This window comes from Paenibacillus sp. 7523-1 (assembly GCF_002276415.1).
GTDB lineage: Bacteria > Bacillota > Bacilli > Paenibacillales > Paenibacillaceae > Paenibacillus > Paenibacillus illinoisensis_A.
The window spans coordinates 476,142-501,153 of sequence record NZ_NPBR01000005.1; the positions used below are offsets into that span (position 1 = coordinate 476,142).

23 protein-coding genes are annotated in these 25,012 nt (G+C 45.8%); 4 read left to right on the top strand and 19 right to left on the bottom strand.

Features of this window, described 5'->3' with window-relative positions:
• Nucleotides 1–20: 20 nt before the first annotated feature.
• Nucleotides 21–1,481: an alpha-L-fucosidase gene (locus CHH60_RS05560; RefSeq protein WP_255247831.1), complete on the bottom strand. Its 1,461-nt coding sequence runs from the start codon at nt 1,479–1,481 to the stop codon at nt 21–23.
• A 119-nt stretch (nt 1,482–1,600) separates the two neighbouring features.
• Here CHH60_RS05560 and CHH60_RS05565 point away from each other — a divergent pair, with 119 nt between their 5' ends.
• On the top strand, nt 1,601–2,434 hold the full coding sequence (locus CHH60_RS05565) for a helix-turn-helix domain-containing protein (protein ID WP_095358298.1): 834 nt from the start codon (nt 1,601–1,603) through the stop codon (nt 2,432–2,434).
• 86 nt (nt 2,435–2,520) lie between these two features.
• On the opposite strand, the gene CHH60_RS05570 is transcribed toward CHH60_RS05565, so the two are convergent.
• Both CHH60_RS05570 and CHH60_RS05575 read right to left on the bottom strand, forming a co-directional pair.
• Nucleotides 2,521–3,576, bottom strand: a complete 1,056-nt coding sequence (locus CHH60_RS05570; protein ID WP_095358299.1) for a glycosyltransferase WbsX family protein — start codon at nt 3,574–3,576, stop codon at nt 2,521–2,523.
• Nucleotides 3,577–3,604: 28 nt separating this feature from the next.
• Nucleotides 3,605–4,618 (bottom strand): glycosyltransferase family protein, encoded by a 1,014-nt coding sequence (locus CHH60_RS05575; RefSeq protein ID WP_176475992.1) that lies wholly within the window; start codon nt 4,616–4,618, stop codon nt 3,605–3,607.
• Nucleotides 4,619–4,914: 296 nt separating this feature from the next.
• Here CHH60_RS05575 and CHH60_RS05580 point away from each other — a divergent pair, with 296 nt between their 5' ends.
• Nucleotides 4,915–5,313: a hypothetical protein gene (locus CHH60_RS05580; protein WP_095358301.1), complete on the top strand. Its 399-nt coding sequence runs from the start codon at nt 4,915–4,917 to the stop codon at nt 5,311–5,313.
• Nucleotides 5,314–5,375: 62 nt separating this feature from the next.
• On the opposite strand, the gene CHH60_RS05585 is transcribed toward CHH60_RS05580, so the two are convergent.
• From CHH60_RS05585 to CHH60_RS05610, 6 genes are all read right to left on the bottom strand, one after another.
• Complete coding sequence (locus CHH60_RS05585; RefSeq protein WP_095358302.1) at nt 5,376–6,728, bottom strand: glycoside hydrolase family 30 protein; 1,353 nt, start codon at nt 6,726–6,728, stop codon at nt 5,376–5,378.
• Nucleotides 6,729–6,749: 21 nt separating this feature from the next.
• Entirely contained in the window at nt 6,750–8,393 is a 1,644-nt protein-coding gene (locus CHH60_RS05590) for an extracellular solute-binding protein (protein ID WP_176475993.1), read from the bottom strand.
• 77 nt (nt 8,394–8,470) lie between these two features.
• On the bottom strand, nt 8,471–9,358 hold the full coding sequence (locus tag CHH60_RS05595) for a carbohydrate ABC transporter permease (RefSeq protein WP_095287395.1): 888 nt from the start codon (nt 9,356–9,358) through the stop codon (nt 8,471–8,473).
• A 15-nt stretch (nt 9,359–9,373) separates the two neighbouring features.
• Nucleotides 9,374–10,369, bottom strand: coding sequence for an ABC transporter permease (locus CHH60_RS05600; protein ID WP_255247832.1), 996 nt, complete (start codon nt 10,367–10,369; stop codon nt 9,374–9,376).
• A gap of 116 nt (nt 10,370–10,485) precedes the next feature.
• Nucleotides 10,486–11,508: a LacI family DNA-binding transcriptional regulator gene (locus tag CHH60_RS05605; RefSeq protein ID WP_095358303.1), complete on the bottom strand. Its 1,023-nt coding sequence runs from the start codon at nt 11,506–11,508 to the stop codon at nt 10,486–10,488.
• A 106-nt stretch (nt 11,509–11,614) separates the two neighbouring features.
• Nucleotides 11,615–11,947, bottom strand: coding sequence for a thioredoxin family protein (locus tag CHH60_RS05610; protein ID WP_095358304.1), 333 nt, complete (start codon nt 11,945–11,947; stop codon nt 11,615–11,617).
• Nucleotides 11,948–12,149: 202 nt separating this feature from the next.
• Here CHH60_RS05610 and CHH60_RS30195 point away from each other — a divergent pair, with 202 nt between their 5' ends.
• Complete coding sequence (locus CHH60_RS30195; RefSeq protein ID WP_255247833.1) at nt 12,150–12,281, top strand: hypothetical protein; 132 nt, start codon at nt 12,150–12,152, stop codon at nt 12,279–12,281.
• A 133-nt stretch (nt 12,282–12,414) separates the two neighbouring features.
• Here CHH60_RS30195 and CHH60_RS05615 read toward each other — a convergent pair whose 3' ends face one another.
• The 5 genes from CHH60_RS05615 to CHH60_RS05635 all read right to left on the bottom strand — a co-directional run bounded on the left by CHH60_RS05615 (nt 12,415) and on the right by CHH60_RS05635 (nt 16,894).
• A complete protein-coding gene (locus tag CHH60_RS05615; RefSeq protein ID WP_095287398.1) occupies nt 12,415–13,020 on the bottom strand; it encodes a pentapeptide repeat-containing protein in 606 nt (201 codons plus the stop codon).
• Between the two features lie 200 nt (nt 13,021–13,220).
• Nucleotides 13,221–13,514 carry a DUF3817 domain-containing protein gene (locus tag CHH60_RS05620; RefSeq protein WP_095358305.1) on the bottom strand — a complete coding sequence of 98 codons (294 nt, stop codon included), beginning with the start codon at nt 13,512–13,514 and terminating at the stop codon, nt 13,221–13,223.
• Nucleotides 13,515–13,686: 172 nt separating this feature from the next.
• The gene (locus CHH60_RS05625; protein ID WP_095358306.1) at nt 13,687–14,691 is read right to left on the bottom strand and encodes an ROK family protein; all 1,005 of its coding nucleotides are present in this window, start codon (nt 14,689–14,691) and stop codon (nt 13,687–13,689) included.
• Nucleotides 14,692–14,884: 193 nt separating this feature from the next.
• Nucleotides 14,885–16,048 (bottom strand): MFS transporter, encoded by a 1,164-nt coding sequence (locus CHH60_RS05630; RefSeq protein WP_095358307.1) that lies wholly within the window; start codon nt 16,046–16,048, stop codon nt 14,885–14,887.
• A gap of 93 nt (nt 16,049–16,141) precedes the next feature.
• Nucleotides 16,142–16,894, bottom strand: coding sequence for a TrmB family transcriptional regulator (locus CHH60_RS05635; RefSeq protein WP_095358308.1), 753 nt, complete (start codon nt 16,892–16,894; stop codon nt 16,142–16,144).
• Nucleotides 16,895–17,046: 152 nt separating this feature from the next.
• On the opposite strand from CHH60_RS05635, the gene CHH60_RS05640 reads away from it, so the two are divergent.
• On the top strand, nt 17,047–17,175 hold the full coding sequence (locus CHH60_RS05640) for a DUF4023 family protein (RefSeq protein WP_095358309.1): 129 nt from the start codon (nt 17,047–17,049) through the stop codon (nt 17,173–17,175).
• Between the two features lie 637 nt (nt 17,176–17,812).
• Here CHH60_RS05640 and CHH60_RS05650 read toward each other — a convergent pair.
• The 5 genes from CHH60_RS05650 to CHH60_RS05670 all read right to left on the bottom strand — a co-directional run bounded on the left by CHH60_RS05650 (nt 17,813) and on the right by CHH60_RS05670 (nt 24,882).
• Nucleotides 17,813–19,456 carry an extracellular solute-binding protein gene (locus CHH60_RS05650; protein WP_095358310.1) on the bottom strand — a complete coding sequence of 548 codons (1,644 nt, stop codon included), beginning with the start codon at nt 19,454–19,456 and terminating at the stop codon, nt 17,813–17,815.
• Between the two features lie 122 nt (nt 19,457–19,578).
• Nucleotides 19,579–21,237 (bottom strand): response regulator, encoded by a 1,659-nt coding sequence (locus CHH60_RS05655; protein ID WP_095358311.1) that lies wholly within the window; start codon nt 21,235–21,237, stop codon nt 19,579–19,581.
• Complete coding sequence (locus CHH60_RS05660; protein WP_095358312.1) at nt 21,215–22,990, bottom strand: sensor histidine kinase; 1,776 nt, start codon at nt 22,988–22,990, stop codon at nt 21,215–21,217. Before CHH60_RS05660 ends, CHH60_RS05655 begins: the two co-directional genes overlap by 23 nt.
• Before the next feature lie 80 nt (nt 22,991–23,070).
• Nucleotides 23,071–23,961: a carbohydrate ABC transporter permease gene (locus tag CHH60_RS05665; protein WP_095358313.1), complete on the bottom strand. Its 891-nt coding sequence runs from the start codon at nt 23,959–23,961 to the stop codon at nt 23,071–23,073.
• Between the two features lie 15 nt (nt 23,962–23,976).
• Nucleotides 23,977–24,882, bottom strand: a complete 906-nt coding sequence (locus CHH60_RS05670; RefSeq protein ID WP_095358314.1) for an ABC transporter permease — start codon at nt 24,880–24,882, stop codon at nt 23,977–23,979.
• Nucleotides 24,883–25,012 lie beyond the last annotated feature (130 nt).

Sequence of the window (25,012 nt, forward strand, 5' to 3'; positions counted from 1 at the left end):
CTGTCGGCTCCATCCTTTTCTTAGTCCATTTCAATCTTGAATACAACAGGCGATTCGCTCTTCACATTTGTTGTTGTGATCGTCAGCGCATCTGCTGTTCTTACCCATTGAGGGCGTTCATCAAATCCCAAAATCTCAATGCTTTCGATTATTCCATGGAAGTGATGTGAATTCTCTTTCATGGATCGAATACGAACCTCTCCGTTGTCCGGATAGACAAGAACCGTGGCGTAGAGAAAGCTGTCTTTTACTGTAAAACGAATATCTTCACTGGTAAACATCTTGGTATCTCCGTCCGTGAATTGGCCTTCCTTCACTTCTGTCGGTCCTTCACCGTAAGTACGCCAGAAGGAAGTATCATAGATAGCCTCTCCGTTCACTTCGAGCCACTCCCCTATGGCTAACAGAATATCCCGGTCTTCCTCGGGTATGCTGCCATCCGCTTTGGGTCCCACGTTGAGAAGCAGATTGCCGTTTTTACTCACAATGTCGACCAGATCCCTGATGATTTCATTCGGTGTTTTGTAGTTGTTATTTTCCGTGTAACACCAGGAGTTTTTGGCGACGGCCGTATCGGTTTGCCAGTAATAAGGCTTGAGGTCGGCAAACTGCCCTCGTTCCACGTCGGGAACGGCACAGCCCAGCACAAACGCATCATGTTTGTAGTTAATGACTACAGGAATTCCCCACTCTTCTCCTTTGTTATAGTAATACGCGCTGAATTTTTTCAGGTAGGGCTTGAAGGCTGCAGTCTGAATCCACCAATCAAAATAAAAGACTCGCGGCTGATATTGATCCACCAGCTCACAGCAGCGAATCAGCCAGTCTTCCAGAAACTCCTCGGAAGGAGGCGAGCCATACAGATCATGGTGGTCGGGTTCTGGCATGGCAGGCCAGTAAAAATCTCCGCGACTAAGGGGTTCCTGGATATCCGATTCGAATTCCTTCCCGTGGGACATGAAGAACCAGTGCTCTGCCCGGTGCGAGGAGACGCACAATGTAAGGTCTTGCTTCTCATAAGCGGTCTTCATCTCCCCCAGAAGATCCCGTTTGGGTCCCATTTCAACTGTGTTATAGTGGGAAATGGAGCTTTTATACATTTGAAATCCGTCATGGTGCTCAGCGACAGGCATCACGTATCTGGCTCCAGCCTTTTTGAATAGTGTGGCCCATTCGTCTGCATCGAACTTTTCCGCACGGAACATGGGAATGAAATCCTTATATCCAAAATCCTTCGGGTGTCCATATACTTCAAGATGGTGTTCATGGGCTTTGGAACCCTGGATATACATATTACGTGAGTACCACTCACTATCATAAGCTGGAATGGAATACAGTCCCCAGTGAATGAAAATGCCGAACTTGGCATTCCTGTACCAATCCGGGACCTGATACGCACGGAGTGACTTCCAGTTATCCTTGAATCGGCCTTCAGCAATGGTGGCTTCAATCTTTTGCAAATATTCGGTATGCTCCATCATCTGTTCTCATCCCTTTCGTTATCCTGTTCCCTAGTTATTGTAGCGGTAGGTTGAAGGGATAGACATGCAGAACACTAACTTTTGGATGCACAATAATAACCTTGTAAGGAGATATGCTCATGAATCATCAGACGCTGCTTACGAACTACCTGTCCAACCTGCAGGTGGAATTGTACATGGTCAACTACAATCGGTGCGATGCCGACTGGCGTGATCTGGATTACACCCCCGACTACAGCAAATTTTATTGGATCAGCGAAGGGGAAGGATGGTTAAAGATTGGGGATCAGGAGTATTATCCTGTACCTGGACAGCTATATTTGATGCCTGAGGGGATTACTCAATCCTATTCAGTCATTAGCGAACAGCCTTTTCTGAAGTATTGGTGTCATTTCAGCGCTAAGGTGGGAGGAATTAATTTATTTCAAATTTTGAAGTTCCCTCACTTTTGCACCATAGAACGCCCTGAATTGGTCAATGAAATCTTCAATCATATTCTTCTGTATGCGAGATCGGGTGAAGTGTATGCTCACATGATGGCCAAAAGCAAACTGATGGAGCTTATATCCCACTTTCTGATGAATCTGGATCTGGAGAAGATCACGTATCTGAATATACCCGTCATGGAGAAAATGTCTGCCATACTCGCCTATATCGATGCCCATATTGAAGAAAATATTACCGTTCAGGATCTGGCGCAGATCGCTTATATGCATCCCAACTATTTCATTCGCTTCTTCAAGCAGCAAGTTGGCATACCGCCCATTCACTACATTACGGGCAAAAAAGTGGACAAAGCCAAGGAGCTGCTCAGCTGTACGCAGAACACCATTACCATCATTGCTGAACATCTCGGATTTCGGGATTTGTATTATTTTTCGAGGTTGTTCAAGAAGCATACAGGTTTAACCCCGACTGAATTCCGCAAACAAACGACGCTTTTGGTAACATAATACTGGTTATGTATCCCTGTTCCTGAACATCAAAAGGAGTTCCCTGAGTAAGGAACCCCGTGAGTCACAACAGCTGGTTATGAATTTCAATGACTCCTTGCCTGGATGAGTTTCTTGATTTCTTTCAAATAGGCATATCCGTACTCTTCATCCGGTTCAAGGTATGCCCCTTCCGCCCACTCATTCCAGGCATTGACGAACATGAACTCACTCTTGTACCCATGCCTGCTCCGTTCCAGCTGCCTTGACAGATATACCCCGAATTTCTCCGGAGTCGAGCCGATGGTACTCTGCCCGTCCATGCCCCGACGGGGTGTATTATCCCAATTTACAAAAGCACCAGGGTAGATGATCTCCCCGTTTCGATGCGGTGATCTTTCCAGAATGGCAGACCATACCTTGTCGTAGTTCACCACAGTATGCTTGCGACTGCCGATGTTCAGCTCGATCCAAATTTCGTTAGTGTGACCATGGGCAAAGGTATAATGCGGCTCAAATTCCATGCTTGCATCAAACACCTGACTGTCGTAAGTCGGGAAACCGCCTATCGTTTCAACAAAATGAATACCCTCAAGCCCGTGCTTCACTGCGAGCTTGCGCCAGTACCGAATCATATCCTCACAACGGGGGATGCTGGCAGGCCGATAAATAAGGAACATGGGCTTACCGTCCACCCGGATATACCGTTTGTCTTTAAATGCCCTCACCAAATATTCGAAATGGTCTTTCCAGTCATTCTCGTCTCCATAGTCCTGTGAAATGAGAACGTCCGATTCCTGACCATCCCATTTACGTGTCCAGGTTTCATTTGCCCACGACAGGCAAAATGGAAAATCAGGTTCTCCGGTTTGTATAATCTCATCAAACGGCTTTTCGAGCAGACGCTTGCCTTTAAACCAATAGTGATAGTAACAAAATCCGTAAATCCCGTGATTCCTTGCTGTATCTGCCTGCCATTTGCGCACTGCAGGGTCGGTCAGATCATAGTAATTCTCTTGTAACGGTTTCCTCGGCTGAACATGCCCTGAGTATAAGGAAACTGACTTTTTCACATTGGTCCATTCGGTGAAACCTTCTCCCCACCACCTGTCATTCTCGGCAATACGATGAAATTGAGGTAAATGCAACGCAATAAGTTTCAATCGGGATTCCTCCATACGTCAGCCGGATTTATCGGTAGATTCGGTCCAGAAGCTGCAGGCTGCTCTGAAGATAGGAATGATTGTATTTGACATAAGCCATTGCCCTGGAAGCCGCCAGTCTTCGCTGATCCACCCGGTTCCAGTAGAAGTCAAACTTCTCTATGAGCTCCTCCTGTGAGTTATAGCTTTGGAACACGTCCGTATCCAGATTCCTATTCGTCGATATCGAATTCAGCTGAAACGTGCCACAAGCGGCTACCTCCAACACGCTCCTAACCGAAGAGTTGTCCTGAATAACCATTTTGCTCCCGTTGTATAACGCAGCCCGATCCTCATGTGCATGCACGGATATAAACGATCCGAATCGCTTCCACCCTTTCCCCTCCACTCGAACCACTTTGCCGGATAACATCGCATGATTCGCCAACTCAACTAGGCTGCTGCCCGGCTGAGCATCTCCAATGATATAGACATCCGACTCGTCTTGTTTGAGTACGGACTGTGGGTAATATACGTTAGGATTTGGCGGAAAAGGAACCTCATAACATCGTGCATTACTCATGCGTCCATAGGTTGGAATGTTCTCCGCTTTCTGTGTAAACACATAGTCAAATATGGAAATGAATGATTCCGAATGCTTCACACCGGATAGGTCGGTTAACCAAATGGCCTTATTGATCGGTGAGGTCCTTAAGGCTTCCATGCTCTCCTCTGGCAAAATCTCTCCATCTTCCCCGCCCAGTACGAGAACCAGGTCCGTTTTGGAACGTTCCAAATAAGGTCCAACAGGCTGAATCGTCTTCATTTCATATATGCTTTTCACCAGATGCCTCAAACTCTGTTCCACGAGAATGGAAATGGAAGAGGATGCTCGATCATTACAAGGCGTAATGAAGAGAACATTCAATTGTTTGTAGACGATATCCGGAGGAACTTCCTTGGGTGGATGAATGACATCCTGTAGAGTTTCCATCAAATGCTGCTGCAGATCCGCCTGTTGGGCGGTCAGATGATGCTGAATTGACTTCAGTTTCCGATTCAAAGTGGCATTCACCTGTTTTATCAACATTCGGTTGGGTTGCTCTGCAGAAAGCTTGTTTTTTTGAGATTTAACTTGCATCCGTCTCTTTTTAGCGATGACCGATCCCTCCCGTCTCAAGCGGATTGACGCTCACTGCCTACAATATGCATGGAAGACTGGCTAGGTTTCTAGAGTTGTATTTTTAGGTGTTCAACCAGAAGTGATTGGGAAATCTCCTTATAAATGTGCAAGAACCCCGTGTCCATCCGGTTCTTGTCCTCATAGAATATATCAAGACCAGATGGGAGTTGATATGTTTGCCAACATTTAATAGCATTCTCGTTACGGGAAGCCAGACCATCAATCAGGATCTGCAAGTGAATGGCAATGAAACGATCGGAGTAGACCTGCAGGTCAACGGAAACCAGACCATTGCGAATAACCTGCAGATTAACGATAGTGCATCCATTACGAATAACCTTGGTGTCGGCGGAGTGATCGAGGCAGGGGACAGTGTAAAAGCAGCTACCCAGATCATGGCTCTGAATCAGCCGACGCTTCCCGCTGTCTTACCGGCTCTGCAGCAGTTGTTATATTATAATCCGGGCGTCTTGAACCAACCCGGACTAGTCTTGACAGGAACGAGTGGGAATCAATATGTATTATTCGTCGACGATAGCGGAGGAACACCGAATCTCGCTATTCAGATGATATAAAAGGTATGCAAAAAGCCGGTACGCAGAGTGGTTTCTCTCTGCATATCGGCTTTTCTCTGTTCTTATGATGGATTGGGAATCAATATAGACCAGGCGCTTTGTGGCTCCATTGTCAGATTAAGAAGCTCATCATTGCGTATCCTCAATCGGATATTTTCGGACACTTCTCCCTCATTGAAGAGCACTACGGCAATTGAACCATCCTTGTTACGGAAGGCAACGTTATATATGGATTCTTGACTGGAACTGGAGTCAATGCGAACGGCCTGCGGGCGAATGATTGCACTAAAATGAGCCAAGGCATAATAATCCAGCGTATACACAAGCTCACCTGTTTGCTTATTCACCTGCACGATTCCCCGGCAAGTACTGCGACCAAAGCCCGGAACCGTCGGCCCATTGTTTTCATCAAGCGCCATATTCCAAAGTACAAAAGACTTGCTGTAGTTGCGTAATATTTGAATTCCCGTACGCATGACGTTTGAGAACGCTTGTTGGAACGGAGGAATCCATTCCCCTCCTGATCCTTCTGTAAAATGTACTTCCTTTCCGGTGAATGCTTGATACACCCTCGTTTGTGCCGATGCTTCACCCCCGTACCAGTGCCAGGCAACGCCATCAACTTCCTCTCCCGCCTGCTCCAGCACCGTAAGTGGATAATCCGGTTCATCCCAGTTGTGATCATAACAGAGAATTTTGGTCTGAATACCTTGGCTGACAAAGGCAGGTTTCAGATGATTTTTAATAAAATCCGCCTGTGCTTCCGCAGGCATCAGCATGCCTGGATAATGACCCGGTTCATACAATGCCTCATTCTGCGGTGTCACTGCATGGACGGGCAGTGCGTGTTCAGCGTACGCTTTGATGGTTTTGGCAAAATATTCGGAATACACCGGATAATACTCAGGCTTCAGTTGTCCCGTAATCATGGACCCGCTTGTTTTCATCCAACCCGGAGCACTCCAGGGCGAAAGAAAGAGCTTCAGATCCGGATTTAATTCGAGCGCCTTCCGGGTTAAGGGAATTACATCCTCCTCATCATGGGCAATACTGAAACGGGCGAGATCCAGATCAGTTTCCCCTTCTGGCAGATCATTATAGCTGTATACCGTTCTGGCATAATCGGAAGCGCCCATTGGATTGCGAATGACCGACAAGCCGATGCCATTTTCTGGGTGGAACAACCTTATCATCAGATCCTCCCTTTGTTCTTCACTCAATATCTGATGAATCAGATACGATGACGAATCGGTAAATGAAGCTCCGAAACCATCCATCTCCTGAAAAGTATGCTGATCATCCAGCTTGACTTCAATTGGCTTCCGGTCCGATTGAAGCGATTTCAATTGTTCCTCTGATACCGGCTTAAATAGTTCATGTTCTCCTGTTGATCGATAGATCGTAAATTGACTCATCTGATCCCCTCCGGGTTTCTTTTATTGGATGCCTAATTTTTCCTTATTCTGTTTCATCTTCTCACTGCGGACCTTCACGATCTCGTCCCAACGATTTTCATCCAGGAATGACTTGTAAGCGGCAAGTGCACCATCAAATGAAGCATCATCCTTCGCTCGAACCATGCTTACCAGTGTCGAATTCCATTTGGTGTTGATGGCAGACAAGGCACGAGCTTCCTGTGTTCCTTGATCCGGATTGATATTCTCCAGAATAAAATGAGGTTTCAGCTTGCCTTTGCCCCATTCCTGCATTTGTTTAATCGACTCAGGAAAAGCATCCGCACTTAACGCTTTGTGACGATCATGACCGAAGAACATGAATTCTCCCATGCGATAATCCTTTTTGAACTTATCCGCATTATTGAGCTGCAGGTCCTTCACGGCTGGCAGTAATTCAACCGTACCGTCCGCTTGGGTCTGGTAAGTTTCACCTTCGATACCGTAGTTCATTAGCGTCTGCCCCTCCTCACTGAGCAGATACGTGAAGATCTGAATGGCTTTGGCCGGATCCTTGCTGTCCTTGGAAATAAAGTTGATCATCCAGCCCGTTATGCCGGATTGATTCAACGTTGGAGCATGGCCTTTGGTACTCTGTGGACCGTCAATTGCGATATATTCCTTGCCAGGGTTAGCACTCATATAAATTTGAAGATTGCCTCCTTGCTGTGGTGTGCCGTCCAGCAGCATCGTTGCATATTTTCCCGATTTCACTTTTTCCTCAAACGCCGTACCATCATCTGCAAAACTGTCATCACTGATATTGCCATCTCTGTATACGGTGTTCAGCGTTTTCAACCAAGCGAGATAGTCTTCATCCAGATTACGATCATAGAATTCGCCGTTCTCGTTCTCCAGAGGTACACCGATGAAATCCTGCAGCGTATCTCCAAGCGAACCTGTACCTTCTCCAATGGCGTTAAATCCGAATGGGATCAACGTTGGAAACTTTTCTTTGATCTGCTTCATTACACTCTGGAATTCTTCCGGTGTTCCAATAACTGGACTTCCCAGTGCCTCATAGACATCCTTACGGATGATAAATGCTGTTTTGGCTGGAATGTTACCGCTGTCATAATCGGCTTGTGTATTGGAATAGTTCGGATATCCGTAGGTCTTGCCATCAGACAGCTGAAACCAGTTAAGAGTATCTGCCGCAGCCACCTTGTTGAAATGCGGATCGTATTTCTCAGCCAGATCATTCAGCGGCAGTGCCCAGGTTGCAGCCTTTTGCACGACAGGAGAGTTCGAGTCGAATACGGTCAGCAGGTCGGGCATCTCCCCACCGGCAAAAAAGGTATTCAGTTTCGTGTCATCCCCTGTAATGAATTTAATGTTGATGTTCAGGTCCTCTTTGATTTTCTTCGTGACGATGTCTTTACCAAAATCGGTATTCCACCAGTCTGCGTTAACGTACCAGGTTAGATCCGTTACCTCTTCTTTTTTGTCCAGCTGCCATGCCGGCGTCTCTGGATCAACCGTGTATCGGTCTTCAATGGAAACCCAGTTCCCCTCACCGGAGCCACCTGCTCCTCCTCCGCATCCTGTAACCAATAATACTGCTGTCAGCAGGGCAGCACTTAGTTTAATTCCCGTCTGACCGATGGCCTTCTTCATGTTCAACATCGAGATTCCTCCTCAGAATGTGGTAAATACCTGCACAGGCATTCAAAAACCTTGATAGATCCAGCTTGAGCTTAGCTTTACTCTTTGACAGCCCCCAGCATCATTCCTGATATAAAATATCTCTGAAGGATGGGATAGATCAGCACGATTGGCAAAGTAGTAATGACGATCGTGGCGAGCTGCACACCTTTGGTCGTTGTTTCAATGACCGCAGAGCCTCCGATATTTTGCATGGATTGCGTCTGGGATTGCACAATAATCTCATATAACATCATCTGCAGTGGATATAATGACTGATCCGTAATGTACAACTTGGTTGTCATAAAGTCATTCCATTGCCCCACTCCATTGAACAGCGCAATGGTAGCCATTGCTGGCATGGAGAGCGGGATGAAGATTTTGAGGAAGATATGCCAGTCTCCGGCGCCATCGATTTTGGCTGACTCCTCCAGAGAATCCGGGACGTTCCGGAAGAAGTTCATCAGAATGACAACATCATAGAAGCTGAACAGCGCCGGAATGATATATACCCAGAAGCTGTTGAGCAGGCCGAGTGATTTGATCAACAGGTACGTTGGAATCATCCCGCCCGAGAAGAACATCGTGATAACACCCATGGCAACATATAGCTTCCTGCCCCGTATGTATTTTTTGCTCAGGCCGTAACCCACCATGGCACAGAAAAATACATGAGTAACCACTCCAATTGTCGTTTTGGAAACCGAAATGAAGAAGGCTTGCCAAATACTCGAATCATTAAATACAGCCCGGTAGTTCTCCAGTGAGAACTCCGGTGACCAGAAAATGAACCCGCCTTCCGCAAGCGCCCTGCCGGAACTAAAGGAAGAGATAACCACATTCCAGAGCGGGACCACAATAACAATGGTACATATGACCAGCAAAATAATATTCAGCGTATCAAAGATCCGGCTATCGAGATCTTCTTTTGCCACCTTTCCATTCACGCGTTACGCCTCCTTCTACAGCACAGATTGATTATCGTTCAGCTTGCTCGTGATCTTGTTTGCGGTAACAAGCAAAATGACGGACACAATCGAGACACCGAGTCCAACCGCTGTCGCATACGAAAAGTCACCCTGAGACATCCCCATACGATATACATAAGAGTTGATGACTTCTGCTTTTTCTCGGTTTTGCGAGTTCATCAGAACGAGTGTCTGGTCCAGGTTGGAGCCAAGTAAACCGCTTACCGTTAGAATCAGATTCAAGCTAATGATGGATCTCATATTCGGAAGCGTAATGTTCCAGATTTGTCTAAGTCTGCTTGCACCATCAATTTTGGCAGCTTCATAGTACGTAGGGTCAATCTTCGACATAATGGCCAGATACAAGATGGTCCCCCAGCCGGCCTCTTTCCATATATCCGATAACGTAGCAATCCACCAGTACTTTCCAACATCCAGCAGGATGTTTTGCGGCTGTTCAATCAAGCCCAGACTGAGCAGGATCTGATTGAACAGCCCCGTCGTTGAGAACCAGGTGATGAGCATGCCGCCAAGTACGATCCAGGACAAAAAGTGCGGCAAGTATGAAACCGTTTGCACAAATTTCTTGAACCGTCCACTGTTCAGCTCGTAGATCATGATTGCAAGAATAATAGGAATGACGAAGCCGATCCCCAATTTGAGAAAACTGATGCCCAGCGTATTCACAACCGCATCCCAGAAATATTTATCCGACAGGATAATTCTGAAATTCTCCAAGCCTACCCACGGTGCGGTAGCGAGTGTATCAATGACCGTGTAATTCTTGAAAGCAATCGTTAGACCATAAATCGGAATGTAACAAAAAATGATCATAAAGATAATGCCCGGTATAATCATGGACTGAATCTCCCATTGTCTGCGATAGTCGATGAAGAACTCTTTAACCCGCTGTCCTAGCGGCTTTTTGTGTTTATGACCTGACCCAATCGGCGTATTCCTGGCTGCCTTCTCAACAGCTAATTTACTCACGTTCCATAGCTCCCCTCTGACTTTCCATACTCATAAAAACGTTTTTATTTTTTTGCATAAAACCCCCCTTATTCAGCTTCCTTCATTTAAAAAAAGACCGAAATGATCCTACACAACTATGCTTCGATATCATTCCGGCCGATCTTTACGTGGCTTGAACCTCTGACGATGAGTTCACCCGATAATTTTTGAGCTGCACCTTGCTCTTTCTTCTTGATCATGCCAACCAATTGGTTAATAGCGAGTATTCCTTGCCTTGCAATCTGATTCCTTACCGTTGTGAGCGGCGGTGAAAAATACGGAGCAATATCAATATCGTCAAACCCCACCACACTAACATCTTGAGGAACTTCATACCCTTCGGATTTTAATGCATGAATGCAGCCAACCGCACTCAGGTCATTACCCGCGAGAAATGCATCGGGACGCTTGCCTGGATGCAGGTGCAAAAAGGACTTAATGGCACTGTACGTGCTCTCTTCCTCAAAATAACCCTGAATGATATAGTCATCATCCATCGGAAGCTGGTATTCACGCAAAGCTTCCAGATACCCGTCTCTACGCTGCACGCTGTCAAACATCGTATCCACACCGGAGATGTAAGCAATCTTCTTGTGTCCAAGTGAGATCAGGTACTTCGTTGCTTCGTATGCTGCCACATACGAGTCAAAAATGACGCTTCCCATCGTTTCACTCTGATAGACACGGTCCAGGAAGACTGCCTTGATCTTGTCTTTTTGCATGGACAGAATATCCTGCTCATCAATTCGCAGCTCTTCATAAATAATGACACCATCCACGCGGCGCCCCATGATATTGCTCATGATGACCTGCTTATCCTTGGTGACAAATACATTTAGCCCATATCCGAGGCGATCACACTCGCGGGACATCGACTCAACCAGCTTGTAAAAATACGGGCCTGATACACTGGTCGTGAAGAAGCCCAGCATTTTGGTTTGTCCGGATTTTAACAACTTGCCATTCAGATTGGGAACGTAATTTAACCGCTCAGCCACCTTCAGCACATGAGACTTCGTCTCCGGATTCAGCACGTCCACACCATTCAGAGCATTGGAAACGGTGGATATGGAAACGCCTGCTTCTCTTGCAACATCTTTGATCGTAATCTTAGCCATAATGATTAGTCCTTTGCTATAAAAACGTTTTTATATTGTTAAATTAGCATAAAACCGCTTTCAGCACAACACTTAAATTTTTTAATGCTGATGCTCTATGCTTTTTTTATGCGTATGAGCTGTAAATCTGCTCCAATTGCTCTGCCAAACGATCCAGACGAACGAACCGGTCCGCCCGCACCACTTCTTTCTGCTCCACGAGAACAAGCATGATCGGAACGGTGAAAATGAGGAACTTCGATGCCACCTCTTCCACCTGATTCGCATCAATGTGTCCCAGAGCAATTGAAGGATAAGGCTGGAGCAATTCTCTGATCTTGGGCAGCAAGGCATGACATACACTACATTCCTGCCTGGAGACATACAGAAAAGTCAGATTATGCTGCTGGATAAACGAATCAACCATGTCCATGGATGTTAACTCATGTATTTCTTTCATTGGTGCCTCCATCTCAATTCAAAATGATATAGCAAGTATGAGTGTACCATGATTACATGCACTTATAAAATGCACAACGAAGTGGATTACCTATTCATTACCAGGCGAAGTTCGATGAATTATAAAGTACCACTTTCCAAAATACCCTAATCTGGATTACACTGGATAAGTATAACCATCTTATATGAAATGAGGTTTATCTATGAAAAGAAAAAGCATGTTATTCCTCGCTGCCCTCTGTCTGTTTGCTTCATTCGCTGCTTCTGCCTCCGCGGCTTCGGTTGACAACGGATTCAGTCTACTGTCAGATCGACAAACAGGTACAGTTAAATAAGCGCTTCATACCTTTTTAACAAATTCTCAAAAGCTAACTTCTTAGTGATTACATATAACGTCGGCTTCTAGATGGCATGAAAATGGACACAAACCTGTGGATTCATACGGGTTTGTGTCCATTTCATTTGGTGTTAATCAACCTTTGCGCCATAAGAACGCATAAACAATACAGCCTGTTCCGTGTCTATACGTGCACCCTTGACGTCCAGGGATTTCAGATCAATGCCTTCCAGATTAGCTCCGCGCAGATCCGCTCCCATAAGCTTGGCCCTGCTCAGTGTTGCTCGGGTCATGTCACAATCTCTGAGATCTGCCTTTCCAAGGTCCGTATCCGAGAAATCCGTTTCGTAGAAGCGGATGCCCCGCAAATCTTGTTTGCCCAGCTTCGTGTGTCTCAGATTCGTATACGACCAGTCCCCCTGAATAAGGGTAACACCATCCATCTGTGCTCCAGAGAAATCAGAACCGGTCATTTTACAGGACGTAAATTTGGAAACAAAAAGGTTAGCTCCGCTAAATGTACAGTTCTCAAAAGCAGATTCCGTATGAAACGATCCGTTCATGCTCGCTCCTCTGAAGTCGCATTCGATAAACCGGCAATTGCTCGTCTCGATCTCCTCCATGGAGGCATTCATAAAGGTACATTGCTTGAAAACACAGCGCATCAGCTCCCCGTATCTCAAGTCATGCCCGTCAAAATGCACCGCTTCATATTCCTGATCCTTATATTGGTACACGATTAAACCTCCTGCTTACATCTTCATTCTATTCATCCAAACTTTTTATACTATACCATACCCCTGTCAAGTACCTGCCTAAGTGACCGTAAAAGTCAAGGCATTTAATTTGCCACGATCACAGCTAACAAAAAAAGGCGTCTCTTCTGCTACTGTGCTTTACAGTAGGCTGATCGCCTTTTTCATCATGAGTATGAGGTTTATTTCCAGTCTCTCTTTTTCAAATAAGATTCAAAAACAAAGGTTCCAAAGGGCAGCAAACCGGCCGCGACACCCATGAACCAGCGTGCCGCCTTCCACCTGTTTACAACAGCCAAATGTACCAGTGCAATAAGATACAGCGGAAACAATATCCCGTGAATCATGCCCATAATGGCCACCGGGGAAGATATATCCGCGAAATATTTCAAAGGCATGGCAATAAGAACAAGCAGGAGCAAGGAAACTCCTTCGCATATTCCTGCAATTTTGAATCGGCCGATCACTGTCTTCATCAGATTCCATCTCACCTTTCCAATCCTGGTTTGTGAATTATGTAACGTTCTCCACATTCAGTATAACGCATGGCTTGGAAGCAAAAATGGTTCAAATTTGAATAATTATTGAATCTGCATCGCTGCGTAGTCATTTGAACATAATGCGGCTTGTGGAAGCTCCATATAGGATTCACGAAATTTGAATGATGTTAGGCTCAAGTTCTTTTAAGGTTAACCACCGCATGCCCGCTTCAAAATCCTCCTGAAAGGATTCATTTAAAATCACTTCCGGGAAAACAGGCATGAGCTGCCCTGCTTGATACAATTCCCAGCCCTGAATAAACGCCTCTGCTTCAACCTGACTTTGATAAATAACAACCCTGTCCGGTGCGAGGATCGCATTTACGGTATGAATGATTTGATATACCGTTTCAGCAAACACCTCCGGCTCCATTGCACTGTACCAGTCCATCTCCAAGGGGAGAAATTTAATTTCCCCAGCCATGCCGTTCTTGCCTTTAACGACTTTGCCATTAAGGTAAATGCCCATGCCTGGAGGATAATTAGTCGGGAAGTAAATTCCGATCACACTGTTTCCCTCATCCAGTTCCTGCTGAGAACAATAACCGCTAACAGCAGCATTCACGTCATTTTCCACCATGACCGGTAGTCCAAATCTTGCTTCAATCTCTTCAGCCATACGGAAACCCTTCAGCTGCTGATGACTGCTTACCGTGATCTCTCCGTTCACCGTTTGCCCGGGAATCCCGATTCCAATGCCTTTAATAGAAGGATACTGAGCGAGAATAGGTTCAATGAGTCCGAGAAATTGTGTTTGGTCAAATTCAGGCAATGTATGTTCTTCTTTCAGCAAGATGCTATTCTCCAAATTGATGACGGTTGCCGTAATAAGATCCTGTCCCTGCTTGTCATTCATATAGATCACCAGGGCCAGGCTGAAATCATAATTGTAACGATAGGTTAAAGCGGGCCTGCCTCCGTTGGAAGGTATTGTCTCATCCTCGTACAGCTCACCGAGCTCGCACAATTCCTTGACCAGTGAATTCACCGTAACCACACTCAATTTGGTCAAGGACGCAAGTTGGGGCTTGGTTGCTGTCTCCACCTGTTTCATGACTTGGCGTACGTTGTTTATATTAATCTCTTTCATCAAATTAGCGTTTGCTATTTTCATAAGCGTTCCAGCCTCCAAATTTCGAACGTCAATGTAATCACTATACAATATCTTGAAAGTGATTAAAAACGGCTGCTATAAAAACGAATCATTGGCATGACACTCATTCTGCGTTGTTCAGGTTTACGAATTTTAAAAAGAGCACACCCTCTACCCAAGTTCGATAGACTGATGCACTCTTTTCGTATCATTCTTATGCAGTGGCTTGTACCGATTGTTCCTTGCGACTAATCGCATATATGGCCGAGACCAAGCCCAGAAGAATCAGAATTGAACCAACCCAGCCGTTATACAGAATGGTGGAATGATCAATCACCATCCCGCCAACATACGTGCCAAGGGCAATCCCTGCGTGGGCAATTCCCGAATTGGTGCTGATCAGTGATTCCGCTGCTTCTGGAGATATTTTGATAATCAGACTATTCTGCACTGGCGTAACCGTCCAGCTCAAGGCACTCCAGATGCTCAGCAGAATAAGGAACGCGATTAGAGGCAGTCCTACACTGAATGGGATAACCGCCATACTCATAATGAAAGGAATTAACACAATGACGATGGCTTTTGCCGGATGCAGACGGTCCGATAATACGCCCCCAAGTCCCCCACCGGCAACAGCCGCGATGCCAAACATCATGTAGATAAAGGTAACCATAGTCGAACTTGCACCGATCGTTTCCTGGAGAAATGGTGTGAAATACGCATATAACGTCAAATGACCCGCCAGCACCAATAAGGTGGTCGCATGAATCGCGAGCATCCTCGGATTCCACAGTGCAGCAAACTGACGCTTCAGAGAGACGACAGGCACCGGCTGAACCCGCTGCATGACAAGACCAATGGCTACCATGACAATGGCAGTCATTATGGCAATGAAAACAAACACTTCACGCCATCCTGCCAGATTACCCACGAATATTCCGAGCGGCACACCGAGAATGAGTGATGCACTGCCACCCATCGTAATGATCCCCACCGCACGTCCTTTGTACTGCGGCTCCACAATGCGAGCAGCAAGTGTCAGGGACAATACAAAAATGAGCGAGCCTGTCGCAGCCCCGAGTGCCCTGCCTGCCATCAGCATATAAAAGTTGGCACTGAAAGCGGAAATAAGATTGCTGACCAGGAAGATCAGCAGGGTGTACATGTATACCTTTTTACGTTCAAATCTGGCAGTTACGTTTAACAGAATCGGCGCAGATATGGCATATACCAACGAAAAGATGGATATTAAATAACCGGCCTTCGCCAGAGTCAAATGAAGATCTGCAGCAATCAGATCGAGAATACCACCCAAAATGAGTTCCACGGTTCCAACCACAAATGCCGCAATCGCAAGCAAATATACTTTTTTATTCATTTCATGAACCCCCCCCTAAAGTTACAACTACGATAGTAACCTAATGAGAGTAAAAATTCAATAAAAAAAACTATTCCATAAAAGAATAGCTTTCTAATAAATCAACCGGGCCAGCAGCTTGGATATTTCTTCGTCCTGCAGCAGTTGATCTCCATATTTTTTGGTGATCTGAGTGAGGGCAATGTCATGATAAAAATAATCCTTCATCGCTTTGACAATCGGCTTGGACATGGTCTTAATCGCTTTCCAGGAGTCATTTTCAATTCCTGCGAACAGCAGATAGGCATGGTCTACAATCAGCAGCTGCAATGGTTCCAGCTTGTCCAGCATGGGAATTAAAGCGTACTTGTTCGTTAAGGATGTCTCTAATCCTCCTACCGACAATACCTCAACATGCACACCTTGCTTTTCCTTTTGTTCCAAGAGCGTACGGTAGTTCTCCATCTTCTCATTCCAAGCTAGAAACAGAATGGATGAATCGGCCTCTGCCATAAGCTGCTCAATATTGGAACCAATTGATGTTTCATCCTTCAGTGTCCAAATATGCTCATCCGTAAACGTTCGTTTGATTTTATAGGTGTTCAATTCCTCGATATCCTTCTCAAAATCCGCTTTGATCTTCAAAATAACGGACTGGAGATCCACGGCTGTATACAATTTTTTCTTGCCATGCATGGTGGTTAATACAATTCCTTTATCGATAAGCCGGTTTAATACTTCGTAAATTTTGGCTTTGGGCACATTGGAGTGATTGACGATGGATGATGCATCGAGTGGTTCCTGTTGAGCGAAGATCGCCTCGTACACCTGACTTTCGTACTGCGTAAAACCGAATTTCTGCAACATGTTTGGACCCGCGCTCCTTCTTGTTATGTATCCTGCTGTATGTTTTTAGTTTAGACATCGGCCCTGCCCTTGTCCAGTTTCATATTACGGACTTCGGATGGTTATATTAAGATCCGGGTACACATTTTGATTATAAAGGAGCTGTATCGTCCATGGAAAGCACCCATGAATTTGTACAAAAGGTAAATGAGAATGCCGAAAAGGCCCGTCATAACAAGAACAACGGTAAAGGAACACCCAGCGACAAGCTGCCAACCAAACAGCACGGAACCAAAAAGTAAGTTGACTGACTGAATTATAGTCATTCCGACGAAGCTTTCTTCGTAATCATTATTCCCGCAAGAGAAAGGATCTCGCGATAGAGGTCCTTTCCTCTTCTTTCCTCTCTATCAAACTGACTTCACTTTCAAGCTTTCTTACATGGCATACGCCTGTTTATATCGCATGGAGTAGTTCGTCCAGCACATCCTATCACTACTTTTCATTTAATATAGAGAACCTATTATTAATAGAAAAGAGATGATACGATGGCTTGTCGGACTTGTACAAAGGCACCACGTCAACCTGATCTCGTGTTAATCTATTGGTCCAGAAACCCGCTTGTACCGGGATCTGCTCGAAGAATCAGAAGTGTTCGTGTGATCGGAAACACATCACCATGCACATTCTCCCTGGTACCTGGTGCTTTGTTAATCAATGCTCTAAACTGTTTGCTGGATCATGATATCGGCTTTAAAGTCGTATATCGTAAAAACACATCTGCGATCTCCGGGGTTATACTGTTGAAGCGCAAATAAGAAATGAAGCCATCCCGTTTTTTAACCACATGAAGCACACGATAGTCCCAATATATTGAAAGTATATTCAAGCAGCAAAAGTGCCACAATACAAATTCAATTGTATTGTGGCACATCTTGTTTATTTATTGGCATTAATGGCTTCATTGACTTCCTGTGTAATCTGATCTCCGCCAAGTTTTTTCCAGTTGGCTACAAAGTTATCGAATTCATCAATCGACAGGTTGCCATAGATAATTTTCAAAAATGTCTCCGCTCTAAGCTTATCCAGTGTAGCCTGCTTCGTATTCATGGTTCTCGTTGGTGCATATATAAATTCATTCATCACGATCAGGTCATTGTCACGGTAGTACTTGATAACGCCTTGTGAGCTCTCCGGTCCAAAGATGCGTTCCATATGCCATTTATCCAGATTGCCGTTACGGTAATCCATAATATCATCATAGAACAGCTTCGCTTCAAGCCCAAGTCCAGATACGTCTCCCGTTTTCAGGGCCTGTTCCACTTCGTCCTGGGCCTTTACGTTTTTGTTGGCAGGCAGATTGGACACCGTTGCGTTATGAAAACCAAGCCCGGTTAAACCATTCAAATAATCTGCGCGTTCCTTCTCTGCAGATTCTCCGAACATCTTCTCTGCCTGGAAATTCAGCAATTTAACGAGTGCTTCCGGATGCTCATACCCTTTGCGGACTGCGAATATGCCGCCCAGACTGAGGTGGTTCTGTGTTTTGGCTGGCTGATCATCGATGGATTGTACCGGATAAGGCAACCAATCGACGTTCTGGTCTTTCTTGATCATGCTGCTGACTTGAAATGGAGCCCACTGCGGCAAAAAGAACATGCCAGACTTCCCAGCGTTCACGTCCTCCATCATCTTCGCAAAATCCTTCACCCCAAATTCGGGATCCAGCACGCCCTTTTGATACAAATTCTGCAGTTCTCTCAAGCCTTCCTTCACCTCAGGTTGAATGGTACCATTCACAACCTGTCCGGATGCATCCTTGATCCAGGTTTCGAGATATCCATGATACCCAAGCAGGAACGCATTGATGGGCAAATCCTTGTTCAGCGCGATCCCGTATGTATCATCTTTGCCATTGCCATCCGGATCTTCGAACGTGAACGCTTCTGCAATCTGGATGACATCCTGCATCGATTTTGGCGCTTCAAGCCCTACCTTTTTCAGCCAGTCCTGTCTGATCCAGATCATGTCTGATGAATCAAGTGAACCCGGAAAACTAACCATGGCGTAAATCTTGCCATCTTTGGTCACGGGTTTTAAACCTGCTCCATCTTCTGCTGACATAAATTCCTTGACCAGATCCGATGCGTACTTATCATATACTTCCGTTAAGTCTTCAAGCATGCCCGCTTCATGCAATTGCTCGAACTGCACCGCACTAACTTTCAACACGTCTGGCAAATCTCCGCTTGCGAGGGTTACATTCATTTTATCGTTGTAATTGGCATCCGGCACAATCCAGTCATACGTTACTTCAATGCCAAGTTCGTCCTTGTAACCACGGGTCCATATATTGTTCGCATGTGTATCCCCTTGTGCAAGCGATTCCTTACCCGTTTCGTTCATCGTCGAGGTTAATTTAATTGGCGGGTCATACTTGGTGAGTGGTCCTCCAGCATCCTGCTGTGTACTGGGCTTGGTTTCGCTCTCTGCATTACCTGCACCTGATGAACAGGCTGCAAGAGTCCCTGCCAGGATCATGCTAAGCGATAACAATGAAAGCCTTTTGAATGACATATTCATACGACGAATCCCCCTTTTTGTTCCTCCCGTGAGGTATGTTTTCATTGTATAAAGAAAGCGCTATCAGTTCGAGTGGATCTCGTTTACATCTGGTATCTTTGATTTACCATTTAAAACGTATTTTAACTTTTCTGATCCCGGTACTCCTGGGGCGTGCAGCCGATTGCTTTTTTGAAAAAACGATAAAAGTAATGCTGGTCACTGAACCCGACCTTGGCGGAAATTTCATGCATTTTACATGAAGAACCGAGCAGCAGTTCCTTGCTTCGTTCAATGCGGCGATCATGAATATATTCCGAGATGCCTTTGCCCGTGACTCGTTTATACCAACGAGACAGGTACGAAGGATTGAGAGAGACTTCCTGCGCAATACGGGTAAGAGAGAGATCGTCCTCCAGATGTTGCTTGATGTATTGATGGATCGAGATCAAGATTTGAGACTGGTCATTCAGGCGGGTATCGCTCCGCTTCGATATCATCCATTCAAAGGCAGACTGATAGAAGATAACGAGTTCGGGCCACGGTGTATGGATATCAAAATGCAGCATCCGGGAGAGACCCACCTCTTCCTTCGCAGGTTCGTATAAGCCCAATTCATGAAGCAGTTCAATCAAGATACTCCCTGCTTCGGTGTATACTTTCATTCGAAAGAACGGATCTTGAAGCCCCTCCTTCGAACTCTCAGTCCATTTCTGAAATGAAGTCATCCATTCGCTGTCCCCCGCTGCGACATGCTGCTTGACCTGATCCAGATGCAGCGACGCAACCGCCTGCTGGCTCAGTGGGTTTGGTGCCACGTTCATTACCGGCTGCACGTTGACACGAATCAGCTTTTCCATCCCGAGTCCTGGTCCTTGATGAATGGATAATCGCAACTGCGCGATTGCCTGATTCAGTTCCATCCAAGCTACAGCCTGTTCACTGACCATGATCGACACCGAGAGATTAAGGCAATCTGCACACGATTGCTGCACAGACTCCAGCGTTCCATAGACAAAGCGAAGGGTTTGCTCCCACTGTTCCTGTGCATTTCCACGATACGCTGTACTTTCCGCAACTGGCTGGATCAAACAAGCAATCACCTGATAATCCAGATCAACAGCTTTGACTGTCGACTTATCCTGAAGCAGCTCCTCTGCCACATTAGCCACAGCATACCTGATTAAACTTCGATCAGCCTGCGTCTGATAGTTGTTCCATTCCTCCACTCGAATAATGACTGGAATAACACACTCCCCTGAGCGAAAAGGAAGCTGTACAGCATCCAATTCCTCCTGAAGCGAGGAAACATCATGCCTTTCCGTTCGTTTCATAAGATCAAGCATTAACTGACGCTGCAGCTGGGGCAGGGCTCTTGGCAGCTTGCTGCGGAACCAGGCATTCTGGTACCTGAAATCATTCTCTTCCGAGATTTGTGCCAAAGCACGTTCTACGGCCGTACGAATCTGACTCATGCCCTCCGTCTTGAGAAGGTAGTCCACCACACAGGGATTGCGAATAGCCTGATGTGCATAATCGAATTCGTTATGGCCTGTCAGCAGCAATACTTTGCATCTGGGCCATCGGTCCATGATTTTCTCAATGAGCTCCATGCCATCCATTCCAGGCATACAGATATCGCTAAGCACAATATCCACCTTCACGGAATTTAACCACTCAATCGCTTCAAAGGCAGAATGAGCCTTGATAATCTCCATATCCTGAAAATTCGCCTTCTGGAAGAAGGCATATAGTCCGTCCAAAATCACCGGTTCGTCATCAACGATCAGCATCCGCTGCATGAGGCAGCTCCCCTTTCCATGGAACATTCACGATAATACATAAACCACCCAGGTCACTGCGCCTAGCAGCGAGACCGTAATGTGAACCAAACTTGATTCTCAGTCTTTGGTTCACATTGATAAGCCCCGTGATTTCTTCATCTTCCTGTCTCTGCGCAGGCTCCCCAAAAGACTGATCCAGCCCAGCTAACATCTCGTCCGTTAACTGATCACCATCATCATCAATCAGAATGGAAAGCCTGTCCTCCGTCGTCTGATAAGATAGTTTAAGAATACCTCCCTGACTTCGTTTGGCAAGTGCATGTTCGAAGACATTCTCCACAATTGGCTGAACAATGACTCTCGGGATCGCAATCGATCTGTACATAGGGTCCATATCCTCGATGAGCAATTGTACTCTTGATCCGAATCGGATCTTCTGTATCGCAGCATAGACCATTGCATGGTCTACTTCTTCACCGAGCGAGACTTCTGTGCGGGAGTCACGTGACATATACCTGAAATACTGACCCAGATAGTCGGTAAACTCCTGGATTAATTCAACGTTCTCCACCTCCGCCATCTGCTTAATACTGAAGAGACTGTTGTATAGAAAGTGAGGCTGAATCTGGGATTGAAGATGTTTGAGCTCTGCTTCACTCGTTCGTATTCGGGCAACATAATTATCTTCAATCAAAAGATGTAAGCGCTCTATCATATGGTTGAAACGAGAGTATAAATATCCGAATTCATCCCGTCTTGAATGGGGAATACGAATGTCTGGCTGCCCTTGCTCCGCCATTCTGAATCCTTTGACAAGTGCAGATAACGGCTTGTGGATCGATTTGTACACGGATAATGAAAAGATGACAATGATGACCATCGACATCACGGTTAACATCCATAACCATAACTTATATCGTTCCAGTGGTGCCTGAAGCACTTCTTCTGCAATACTGGAGGTTAATGTGAAAGAATGATCCGAATCATAGAGAGAGTAATACAAATGATGATCGGAGTGGTATCTCGTTACGTGCAGTGCATCCTGCGATTCCGTTGGGAGCATCTGTAATAGTCCAGTAGAGACCGCCTGCTCTGAGGAGGAAATGACAACTTCGTGCTTGTCACCAAAGCTCAGCGTGATATCACTACCGCCCGTTTCCGACAGCTGCTGCAGCCTTTTCTTCAGCTCATCCGCAGATAAGCGTATTCCCAATATAAAATTGGGCGGCTCCTCGTGATTCATATTGTACGGATTACTCTTCAGGAAATAGAGATCATCTGCCGAAGTGGATAACTCCCCATTCAGATTCCCCATCGTCGCAAGCAGAGCTTTCCACTCGTCGTCCTCAACGCTGCGGATGCCATCCACAGCACTTACCCGCTTATGAAGCGCAGGAACATAGTATACAACATCACTGATGTAAGGACTGGTCACCATGATCTGACTGAGTTTCTTATGTATGTCATTCAGACTGGATGTAATCTCATACCGACTCATAATGGGTGCTCTGGTACTTAGTGTGGACATCGGTTCATCGAACGAAAATTCATTGACGAGACTGCTCATTCGCTCCAATTCGAATTGCAGATGATTGTGGTAGAAGTGCAGTTTGGAATCATGCGCATTTTCCACTTCGGTCTGCATTTGCTTGGAGCTATTATGTGTAATTACAATGCTGCTTCCATACAACGGGAGAATAACCAATACAAAAGCAATCATCAGTTTGACCACAATGGAGTTGGTTTTCCAGCTCCCCCCCAATAATCTCATTGCCCCTTCCACTCCTCTCCTCAAGCAGCAAAAAAGGAGCCGGAAATCGGCTCCTCTACTCGCTTTTCCTCCTACCGATCTTATCCCTTTACACTCCCGACAACAAGCCCATGGACGAAATACCGCTGCAGAAATGGATAGACGAGCAGAATGGGAATCACGGATAAAAAAATCTGGGACGCCTGGGTCGTTCGATCGGACACCTGGCTTAACAGCGTTGCATCCTCCAGCGTCATCATTTCACTCTGGATCATCGTCACTTGCTGCAGCATGGATTGCAGATACGTAGCGAGCGGATAATGTTCCGGGCTTTTCATATAGATCATGCCATCAAACCAGGCATTCCAGTGTCCGACCATGGCAAACAACGTGATGGTTGCAATGCTTGGCAGGGAAATGGGCAGATAGATGCTCCACAGTGTACGGAAATGCCCTGCACCATCCATCCATGAGGCTTCTTCCAATTCTTTTGGCAATCCTCTGAAGAAGTTCAGCATCAGCAGTACATTGAAGATGGGAACCGCCCCCGGTAAAATCAGTGCCCAGATCGAATCCAGCAGACCTGCTTCCTTAACGACCAGATAACCTGGAACCAACCCTCCACTGAACAGCATGGTGAATACAAATATCCAGGCATAGAACGTTCTGGAACGAAACCTGGAAGCTTCTTTGGAGAGAGGAAAAGCCACGAGAATTGTAAAGATCAGATTCGTGGCAACTCCCAATACCACCCGAAGCAGACTCGTGCCAAACGAGTTAAGGAACTGTTGATTTTCCAAAATGTACTTATAGGACGATAACGTGAAATCCACGGGCCAGAATGTAACATTCCCGGCTTTGACAGCATCACTCGAACTGAACGATATCGCCAATATATTCACGATCGGAAACAGGCAGAGCAAGGCAAGAATCGTCAGGATGACGTAGTTAAACCCTAAAAACCAGCGATAGGCTCTCGATGCATGGTGCATGATTCTGCCTCCTTTCTAAAATATGCGATAATTGGCGAACCGATAGGCCAGAAAATAACCAAGTCCGATAAAGATGAATGAAACTACCGACTTAATGAGGCCAAGCGCCGTAGAAACTGAATATTGGGCATCCTGCAAACCGATTCGATAGATCATCGTATCCAGAATATCACCGGATTCATAGACGAGCGGGTTGTACAAATTGAACACCTGATCGAACCCGCCATTAAGTACGTTTCCAAGACTAAGGGTAACCATTAGAATGACAATCGGACGAATTCCGGGCAGCGTAATATGCCAGGTCTGCTTCCATCGTCCTGCCCCGTCCATGACGGCGGCTTCATAGAGAGACTTATCAATGCTGGTCAGTGCTGCCAAATAGATGATGGTGCCAAAACCGAACTCTTTCCATTGATCAGTAATGACCAGTATGTACGGAAACCAATCGTTGCTGGCAAGAAATTGAATCGGATCCATCCCGAGTGCCTTAAGCAGCATATTCACGATCCCACTGCTCGGGGACAACACATCCACGATAATGCCGGCCAGGATTACCCAAGAAAAAAAGTGGGGCATATAAATGACCGTTTGAATCGTTCGTTTAAATCCGGTTTTGCGTACTTCGTTGAGCAGCAGGGCGACGAGAACCGGAATCACAAGGCCGGAACTAATTTTCATGACGGAGATGAACACCGTATTCCACACGACCTGGCTAAACCCTGGAAGATCAAACAGGTACCTGAAGTTATCCAAGCCTACCCAGTTCATATTCTTGAATCCGGCAATCGGAGAGAAATTCTGAAAGGCAATCGAGAGACCTGCCATTGGAATGTAACCGAATACAATAATGATGATCAAACCTGGCAAAATCATAAGATGAAGCGGAATGTTTCTGATAAATTGTTTGTAGTTGGAACGCATGAGCTGTCTCCTCCTTCAAAATTTATTATAGGAGCAGGTATGCTGAGGAAATAGTGTAGGTTATTTACTTTGGGTATCTTCTGTTGACTCTCCATCTGAAAACACAAAAAAACCGCGATTACTCGCGGTT